Origin of the sequence: Collinsella sp. Sow4_D11 (assembly GCF_052116465.1) — a bacterium.
Taxonomy (GTDB): Bacteria; Actinomycetota; Coriobacteriia; order Coriobacteriales; family Coriobacteriaceae; genus Collinsella.
Map to the genome: position 1 here is coordinate 155,269 of NZ_JBQKLA010000002.1, position 8,212 is coordinate 163,480.

At 58.8% G+C, this 8,212-nt stretch carries 6 protein-coding genes and 2 rRNA genes; 3 read left to right on the plus strand and 5 right to left on the minus strand.

The window, feature by feature from the left end; all coding sequences use genetic code 11:
- The first annotated feature begins 199 nt into the window (after nt 1-199).
- The 3 genes from ACTQ40_RS02000 to ACTQ40_RS02010 all read left to right on the plus strand — a co-directional run bounded on the left by ACTQ40_RS02000 (nt 200) and on the right by ACTQ40_RS02010 (nt 4,023).
- On the plus strand, nt 200-1,030 hold the full coding sequence (locus ACTQ40_RS02000) for an Mrp/NBP35 family ATP-binding protein (RefSeq protein WP_427718672.1): 831 nt from the start codon (nt 200-202) through the stop codon (nt 1,028-1,030).
- Nucleotides 1,031-2,302: an NAD(P)/FAD-dependent oxidoreductase gene (locus ACTQ40_RS02005; protein WP_441563216.1), complete on the plus strand. Its 1,272-nt coding sequence runs from the start codon at nt 1,031-1,033 to the stop codon at nt 2,300-2,302.
- An 80-nt stretch (nt 2,303-2,382) separates the two neighbouring features.
- Nucleotides 2,383-4,023 carry an NAD(P)/FAD-dependent oxidoreductase gene (locus ACTQ40_RS02010; RefSeq protein ID WP_441563217.1) on the plus strand — a complete coding sequence of 547 codons (1,641 nt, stop codon included), beginning with the start codon at nt 2,383-2,385 and terminating at the stop codon, nt 4,021-4,023.
- A gap of 65 nt (nt 4,024-4,088) precedes the next feature.
- Here ACTQ40_RS02010 and uvrB read toward each other — a convergent pair whose 3' ends face one another.
- The 5 genes from uvrB to ACTQ40_RS02035 all read right to left on the minus strand — a co-directional run.
- Nucleotides 4,089-6,329 (minus strand): excinuclease ABC subunit UvrB, encoded by a 2,241-nt coding sequence (gene uvrB / locus ACTQ40_RS02015; RefSeq protein ID WP_441563218.1) that lies wholly within the window; start codon nt 6,327-6,329, stop codon nt 4,089-4,091.
- 51 nt (nt 6,330-6,380) lie between these two features.
- Nucleotides 6,381-6,962, minus strand: a complete 582-nt coding sequence (locus ACTQ40_RS02020; RefSeq protein ID WP_154517536.1) for a lytic transglycosylase domain-containing protein — start codon at nt 6,960-6,962, stop codon at nt 6,381-6,383.
- Entirely contained in the window at nt 6,955-7,596 is a 642-nt protein-coding gene (coaE, locus tag ACTQ40_RS02025; RefSeq protein WP_441563219.1) for a dephospho-CoA kinase, read from the minus strand. The genes ACTQ40_RS02020 and coaE overlap by 8 nt, the downstream gene beginning before the upstream one ends.
- 192 nt (nt 7,597-7,788) lie before the next feature.
- Nucleotides 7,789-7,904: ribosomal RNA gene (gene rrf, locus ACTQ40_RS02030) — 5S ribosomal RNA — on the minus strand.
- A 146-nt stretch (nt 7,905-8,050) separates the two neighbouring features.
- A 23S ribosomal RNA gene (locus ACTQ40_RS02035) occupies nt 8,051-8,212 on the minus strand; the annotation flags it as partial.

An 8,212-nucleotide genomic window follows, 5' to 3' on the forward strand; every position in this document is an offset into this window, starting at 1 on the left:
CGCACAGATGTTCGTAATACAAGATTCGCAGACCTTTAGCTTTGTCCGACGCACGCATGCTGCGTGTCCGACCCACGCTTTCGAATGCCATCGATTACCCATCGCACATCACAAATGACTCCCGCTCGCAAACGAGGGTACAATGACGCTCGTGTCACATCACGGGGCCCCGGCCCCAACATATACAAAGGAGTCATACATGGGTTGCGAGCACGCACAGGCCGCCGGCGGACAAACGTCGCCGTCGCAATTTGAGGAGAACACGCTGTCCGAGGTCAAACGCGTCATCGCCGTGCTTTCCGGCAAGGGCGGTGTCGGCAAGTCGTTTGTCACCGGCGCCATCGCCACCGAGCTTGCCCGTCACGGCCACAAGGTCGGCGTCCTCGATGCCGACATCACCGGTCCCTCTATCCCCAAGATGTTCGGTATGAGCGGACGCCACGTCCATGCCCTTGGCAACCTTATGCTGCCCGAAATCTCCGAGCACGGCGTCAAGGTCATGAGCTCCAACCTGCTGCTCCAAAACGAGACCGACCCCGTCCTTTGGCGCGGTCCGGTCATCGCAGGCGCCATTAGGCAGTTCTGGAGCGAGACCTCGTGGGGCCCCATCGACTACCTGCTGGTCGACATGCCTCCGGGAACAGGCGATGTCGCGCTCACCGTCTTCCAGTCGCTGCCCGTCGACGGCATCGTCATCGTCACGAGCCCGCAGGATCTGGTCTCGATGATCGTCGCCAAGGCGGTTAACATGGCCGAGAAGATGAACGTCCCCATTCTGGGCATTGTCGAGAACATGAGCTACATTGAGTGCCCCGACTGCGGCAAGAAGATCGAGGTCTTTGGCAAGAGCAAGCTTCCCGAGGTCGCAGAGCGCTATAACCTCGACATCTTGGGCCAGCTTCCCATTAATCCAGCACTCGCCGAGGCCTGCGATAAGGGCGAGGTCGAGACCGCGCTGCCCGACGGCATGTTGCCCCAGGCCGTCTCTGCCGTCGAGGCCATTGCCCCGCACGAGACCGACGAGGCCTAAGTGAACACGAGCGCCTTCTATGACGTCCTGGTAATCGGCGGCGGGGCTTCAGGCCTCGCCGCCGCCATTACGGCCGCACGCGCTGGCAAAAGCGTCTGCATCGTTGAGCGCGATGTCGCCTGCGGCCTTAAGCTCCTTGCGACCGGCAACGGTCGCTGCAACCTCTCCAACGAATCGATTGAACCACAGCGGTATAACCACCCCGCATTCGTCGAATCCGTCATGGGCCCCCAGCCCGAACAAGAGCTTATTGGTTTCTTCTCCTCGCTGGGCATCATGACAACCTCCGAGGAAGGCCGGCTGTACCCGCGCTCCCTTCGCGCCGAATCGGTACGCGACGCGCTTCTCAACGTTTGCGACCGCCTGGGTATCACCTTAATCTGCGGAGCCAACGTTGCCTCGGCGCACAAAGCTTCCGAAGGCTGGGCACTCCAAATAAACCGTCCAGCGCGGGCACTCAAGGCAAAAAAGCACGACGACCGAAAATCGGAGCTCCGCTCGCTTCGGAAAGCACTCGCCGATGTCCCTCGCAAGAACGAGGCCTTGGAGGCACATGCCGTAATTATCGCCACGGGTGGCAACCCCACCGGTATCGCCGATACGTTTAGCCTCCCCCTCACTTCGCTGCGCCCCATCCTCTGCCCCGTATCGGCAACGGTCGTCGGCGATCGGGCGGCACTCAAGACGTTGGATGGTCTGCGCGTCCGCGCCCGCTTGACGCTCACCCGTAACCATAGTGAGCTCTGGCACGAAGACGGTGAAGTACTGTTTCGAACCTTCGGTATCTCGGGCGTCGCTGTCTTCAACCTCTCCCGTCGTATCCAGCGCGGCGATACGATCCTGCTCGACGTTTTCCCCGACCTCTCTAAAGACGAGTTGCTCGATATGCTTAACCGGCGCGTTAAGCTGCTCGGCGGCTTTTCGCCCCGCGATCCCCGTTGGCTCGACGGCATGCTCGCCCCGCAACTCTCCCGCGTCGTCTGCACAGCGTTCGAGCAGTGCCATCCAGGCTCCAACGATGTCGTCCACCTGGTCTCGTTCCTCAAGCACTTTAAGTTGCTCGTCGAGGGAACAGCCGAGGAGCGCTCGGCGCAGGTCACGCGTGGTGGCGTATCTGTCGAGAGCATCTCAACACCCAGTCTACACGCGTGCAGCGTTGTCGACGCCCCACTTTACGTCTGCGGCGAAGCGCTCGACATCGACGCCGATTGCGGAGGCTTTAACCTTGCGTGGGCCTGGATCTCGGGCATTCGCGCTGCAAGCAGCCTGTAGCCGCACAGTCTATAATCAAAAACGCATTCGGGCCGTCTGGGATACCGGACGGCCTCTTTCTTGCCTCTAAGGAGACCTCGATGATCGAACTCACCCAAGTCAACGCGTCACTCGATGAAGCCGGCGATGAAAATGCCTGCCTCATTGTTGGCAAGCGATTCGCCAAGCGCGTCCTGCGTTGCAAGGACTCCGAGATCAAGTCCATCGAGCTCCACCGCAAGTCAATCGACGCTCGCAAAAAACGAGACGTCCATTTTATCCTGAGCTTTCGTGTTGAGCTGACTAGTCCCCACCTCGAGCGAGAAGCGATCGACAGCGTTGCCGAGCGTGACCGCTCGCGCGTACGCGCGATAGAAGACGATGAGCCTTCATTCCCCTCCCCCGTTTCCGGCGCACCCAAAGAGCGCCCCGTCGTCGTCGGTGCCGGATGCGCCGGCCTTTTCGCCGCACTCACCCTTGCCGAAGCAGGTCTGAAGCCCTTGCTCATCGAGCGCGGCGACCCGGCATTTCGCCGCTCGCAGGCGATCGACCTCTTTCTAAAAGAGCGTATCCTCGACCCCGAGAGCAATATTCAGTTTGGTCTGGGCGGCGCGGGGACCTTCTCGGACGGCAAGCTCAATACGGGAACAAAAAATCCCGCCCATCGCCTCATCCTCGAAACCTTCGTCGAGGCGGGTGCGCCCCGCGATATTCTGTGGGATGCCAAGCCGCACATTGGCTCCGACATCCTTCCCACGGTTGTTACCGCTATATCCCAGCGCATCGAGCAGCTCGGAGGTGTCGTCCGTTATCGAACAAAACTCGTCGACATTCGCATCGACGCGTCTGGCGCCATCACCGGTATTGATGTCCAATCATCCCAAGACGCCGCTTACGAGTCAATTGAGACAAAGCATCTCATCCTCGCCTGCGGGCATTCTGCTCGCGATATTTTTGAACTCCTTAAGGACCACGACGTGGCCCTCGCACAAAAGACCTTTGCCATGGGCGTTCGCATCGAGCATCCGCAGCGCGACATCGACCGAGCCCAATATGGAGCCTCGGCGGGACATCCTGCCCTCGGAGCAGCCCCCTACAAACTCGTCGCTCATCTTCCCAACGGCCGCAGCGTGTTCTCGTTTTGTATGTGCCCCGGCGGGCAGGTTGTCGCCGCCTCTTCCGAGCAGGGCCACCTGTGCGTCAACGGCGCCAGCCTCAATGCCCGCGACGGCCGTAACGCAAATGCCGCCCTGCTCGTTAACGTCACGCCCGAGGACCTTCCCGACGATGACCCGCTCGCCGGCATCGAGCTCCAGCGCGCCTGCGAGGCGGCCGCCTATCGCCTGGGCGGTTCCAACTGGAACGCACCGGCACAACTCGTCGGAGATTTCCTCGCAGGACGCGCCAGCAAGGCGCCCGGAAAGGTAAAGCCCACCTATCCGCTCGGTGTGACCTGGACGGCAATTGACGAAGCCCTGCCGCAGCATATCGTCGAGTCGCTCCGCCTGGGACTTCCCCTACTCGGAAAAAAGCTACGGGGCTACGACCGCCCCGATGCCGTTCTTACCGGCGTGGAGACTCGTTCGAGCTCACCGGTCACTGTCACCCGAGACCGAACGTGCCATGCCGTGTCGACCCCGGGCCTCTACCCTTGTGGTGAGGGAGCTGGATATGCCGGAGGCATCATGAGCGCGGCCACCGACGGTATCCGTTGTGCCGAAGCCCTGATCGCAGACCTCTAGCGAACGAATTCCAGCGCGCAAAAGACACAGGCCCCGAGCTCCACAGGGAACTCGGGGCCTGTTCGCTATTTCTTAAACCGTGCACCCTGGCGTTTTCTACCCGATGCGAACGTGGAACCCTTGCGGGCCTGCGAACGTAAGCGCTCGATCGTCTCGTCCTCAGACGCACCCTCGAGCATCGCCCGAATCTGAACGACAGCATCACGCAGGCGCGCCGCCTCCTCAAAGTCCATGACGGCAGAAGCGTTACGCATATCTTCTTCCATGGTTTCGACGATCCGCACAAGCTCGTCATGCGGTAGTTCTTCCAACTGCTCCGCAAGGGTCTGCTCGGGCGCCGCCGTTTCCGGCACACCGCCCTCGCCCGACTCATCGGGCGTATAGAATGCACCATGGCCAAGAGAGTCGCCCTTCGAGCGTCCCTTGGAGCCCACAGTTTTTTCGGCCTCGGCAATAAAACTTGAGATGTCGTTGATGGCCTTGCGCACTGTCTTGGGCACAATGCCATGTTCTTCGTTATATGCCATCTGAATCTCGCGACGGCGCCGCGTCTCCTCGATGGCCGCTTTCATCGAATCGGTCACAACGTCTGCATACATGATGACTTCGCCATCGGCGTTACGGGCCGCACGGCCAATCGTCTGAATCAGCGAACGGCGGTTGCGCAAGAAGCCTTCCTTATCGGCATCGAGAATTGCCACCAGTGAGACCTCGGGAAGATCCAAGCCCTCGCGAAGCAGGTTGATGCCAACGAGAACATCGATCTTGCCCTCGCGCAGCGTTCGCAGGATCTCGACACGGTCCATTGTCGCCGTATCAGAGTGCATGTAATTGACCTTAATGCCCGCATCAAGTAGATGGTCGGTCAGGTCCTCGGCCATGCGCTTGGTCAACGTGGTCACCAGCACGCGCTCCTTGCGGGCAACGCGCTCGCGAATCTCGTCCTCAAGATCGTCAATCTGACCGCGAACGGGACGCACGTCAATCTTGGGGTCGAGCAGGCCGGTCGGACGAATAATCTGCTCCACGTCGTTTTGGCTCACCCGCAGCTCGTAGTCGCCCGGCGTTGCCGAAACATAGATGAACTGGGGGATTCTCGCCTCAAACTCATCGAAACGAAGCGGGCGATTGTCAAGCGCCGAAGGCAGGCGAAAACCATGCTCAACAAGCGTAACTTTGCGCGATCGGTCGCCTTCGTGCATGCCGCGAATCTGTGGCACCGTCACGTGGCTCTCGTCTATGATGCAGAGCATGTCCTTGGGAAAGTAGTCAATCAAGGTAAACGGCGGCTCACCCGGCTTACGCCCGTCCAAATGGCGAGAGTAGTTCTCGATACCGTTGCAAAAACCCATGGTCTCGAGCATCTCTAAGTCATAATCGGTGCGCTGCTGCAGTCGTTGCGCTTCGAGCAGCTTATTGGTTGCCTTGAGCTCCGCCACGCGCTTCTCGCACTCTTCACTGATTGACTTCAAGGCCGCCTTGACCTTGGGCTTCTCGGTCACATAGTGCGATGCCGGCCACACGGGAATAGCCTCATACTCACGAAGCATCTCACCGGTAACCTCATCGATTTCGGCGATAAGCTCGACCTCATCGCCAAAGAACTCAAATCGCAACGGATGCTCGGCATAGGGCGGATACACATCGACAACATCACCACGCACGCGGAAGGTGCCACGCGCCAAGTCATAGTCGTTCCGGTCGTACTGAATGTCGATGAGCGCATGGATAAAGTCATCGCGCTCGAGCGGTACTTTCTTGTCGACATTCGGCGCCAGCCCCGCATAGTCCTCAGGAGAGCCGATGCCATAGATGCAGGACACCGAAGCAACGACGATCACATCGCGTCGAGAAAGCAACGAGGCGGTCGCCTGATGTCGAAGCATCTCGACTTCTTCGTTAATCGAAGCATCCTTCTCGATATACGTATCGCTTTGCGGCACATATGCCTCGGGCTGATAGTAGTCGTAGTACGAGACGAAGTAGACCACGGCGTTGTTGGGAAAGAATTCTTTGAGCTCGCTCGCAAGCTGGGCGGCGAGGGTTTTGTTGGGGGCCATGACCAGCGTTGGCTTACCGAGAGCTTCGATGGTCTTGGCCATGGTAAAGGTCTTGCCCGAGCCGGTCACGCCAAGCAAAACCTGATAGCGGTCTCCGTCCCTCACACCCTGCACAAGCGACTCAATGGCCTTAGGCTGTGAACCTGCAGGCTCATAGGGAGACACGACCTCAAACGGTACCTCAGAGCCCTCAACGCCAAAACGTTTGAGCTCTCCGCCAACACGCTCAACTTCAAAATCCGCCATGGATACTCCTAACTCATACATCTGCAGTATACGCAGGCGGCAGGCATAGTCCTATACGAACCGGTCGGGATAGAGGGTCTTATAGCGAACCCAGGCATTATTGACACGAATCAAATAGGCTTGCGTCTCGGGAAAGGCAATCGCGTTATGGAGCGATGTGTTTTGCTGCGCCCACCCATCGACATTGCCCATTCCGGCATTGTAAGCAGCAATAGCGCTATCCGTCGACCCATTGAAATACGTCAACAGGTATGAGAGGTACGCGCACCCAAATTCGATATTCGAAGCGGGGTCATTCAGGTCATCGGCTGAATACTCGTCCCCGTCGACAAGGCCCTTAGCGATCATATCCTGAGCGGTTTCGGGCATAAGTTGCATGAGACCTTGGGCGCCCTGATTTGATTCCGCCTCGGGATCCCAGTTTGATTCCGACTTGATGACGGCACACACCAGATACGGATCGAGATTATGCGAAATACTGGACTGCTTTACATACGCCTCATAGTCAATCGGATAGAACGGTTTAAAGAAAGCGGCGGGAGCACACGAGTAAACGAGCGAGATAAGGCCAAAGACGAAAACGACAACTAGCGGCACAAGGCGATACCACGTAAAGAAACGCGTCTTAGGCATCTGTCGTCTCCTTATCCATAGCATCCATAAGGCCATGGCGAGCAAGCCACGCGTCCAGTTGTTCAAAGAGCGAGCTGTCGCCCGCTGCGTTATCAATCACGGTCGTGGCGAGACTGCAAAGCGAAGACTCATCGGGTTGGCAAGCACAGCGAGCATCAAAATCGGATGGCTCCATACCACGGTGAATAGCGCGTTCGCGACGGACCGCTAAAGGAGCGCTAACAACCATAATTTCATCCGCAAGGCCAAAGGCGTCCTCAAAGCCAGTCGGAGCAGATACTTCGACCGCCGCAAAGGGATAGCGGGAAGACGAAACCGTACAGCAAACAGGATCGAGAATCCTCAGCGAAAGCTGCTCAATGAGAACGGGGTGCACAATACTATTGAGCCTTGCAACCATATCGGGAGAAACAAAAGCTCGAGAAGCGAGGATGTTACGTCGAACACCGCCATCCTCGTCCAAAATATCCCAGCCAAACTCTTCAGCAAGAGCATTGACGATATCCGACCCCGGCACGTACAGCGATTTGGCAAGAACGTCTAAATCGATAAGCAGGGCTCCGCGAGATTCCAGAAAGCGGCAGGCAGTCGATTTACCCGAAGCAATATTGCCCAAAACGAAAACGGTAAACATCAAGCCCTCCCTAACGTCAATGCGAGTAATTATCGCGCAAATACAAAGCGACGGTTCAAAAAACAGCCAAACAGTAAGAGAGTCAAAGGAAGAGTCCGTTCACAAGGCACAGCTTGTATATAGCGCAAAAAAGGGGGAGGCCGCGAGGCCTCCCCCTTCTCGATTCTCGATGACGGCTCGGTGCCGTCCACCGGTCAGCGGCGCCCTGGCCTCCCACGGGCTGGCCCCGCAGTACTCTCGGCGCGATGGGGCTTAGCTTCCGGGTTCGGAACGGGACCGGGCGTGCCCCCCATGCTCTGGCCGCTGACCGGTGGGCGGCGCCCACCGTATCTTCGGTGCCCGGTGTCTCTCTCACGTGCCCTGGGGGCCGCATGGCGCATAGGGGAGGTGACTCGGGGGCATCCTCGTGCCCGGACCGCGCGTGAGCGCTGGGTCCCGCGGGCCGCGAGGTGCGGTTCCGGAAGAGCTCGGGCGATTAGTGCGGCTCGGCTGAGGGCGTCGCCGCCCTTGCACCTGCCGTCTATCGACCAGGTAGTCTACCTGGGCCCTTACCGGAAGGAGAACTAATCCCTGGAACGGCTTCCCGCTTAGATGCCTTCAGCGGTTATCCGCGCCG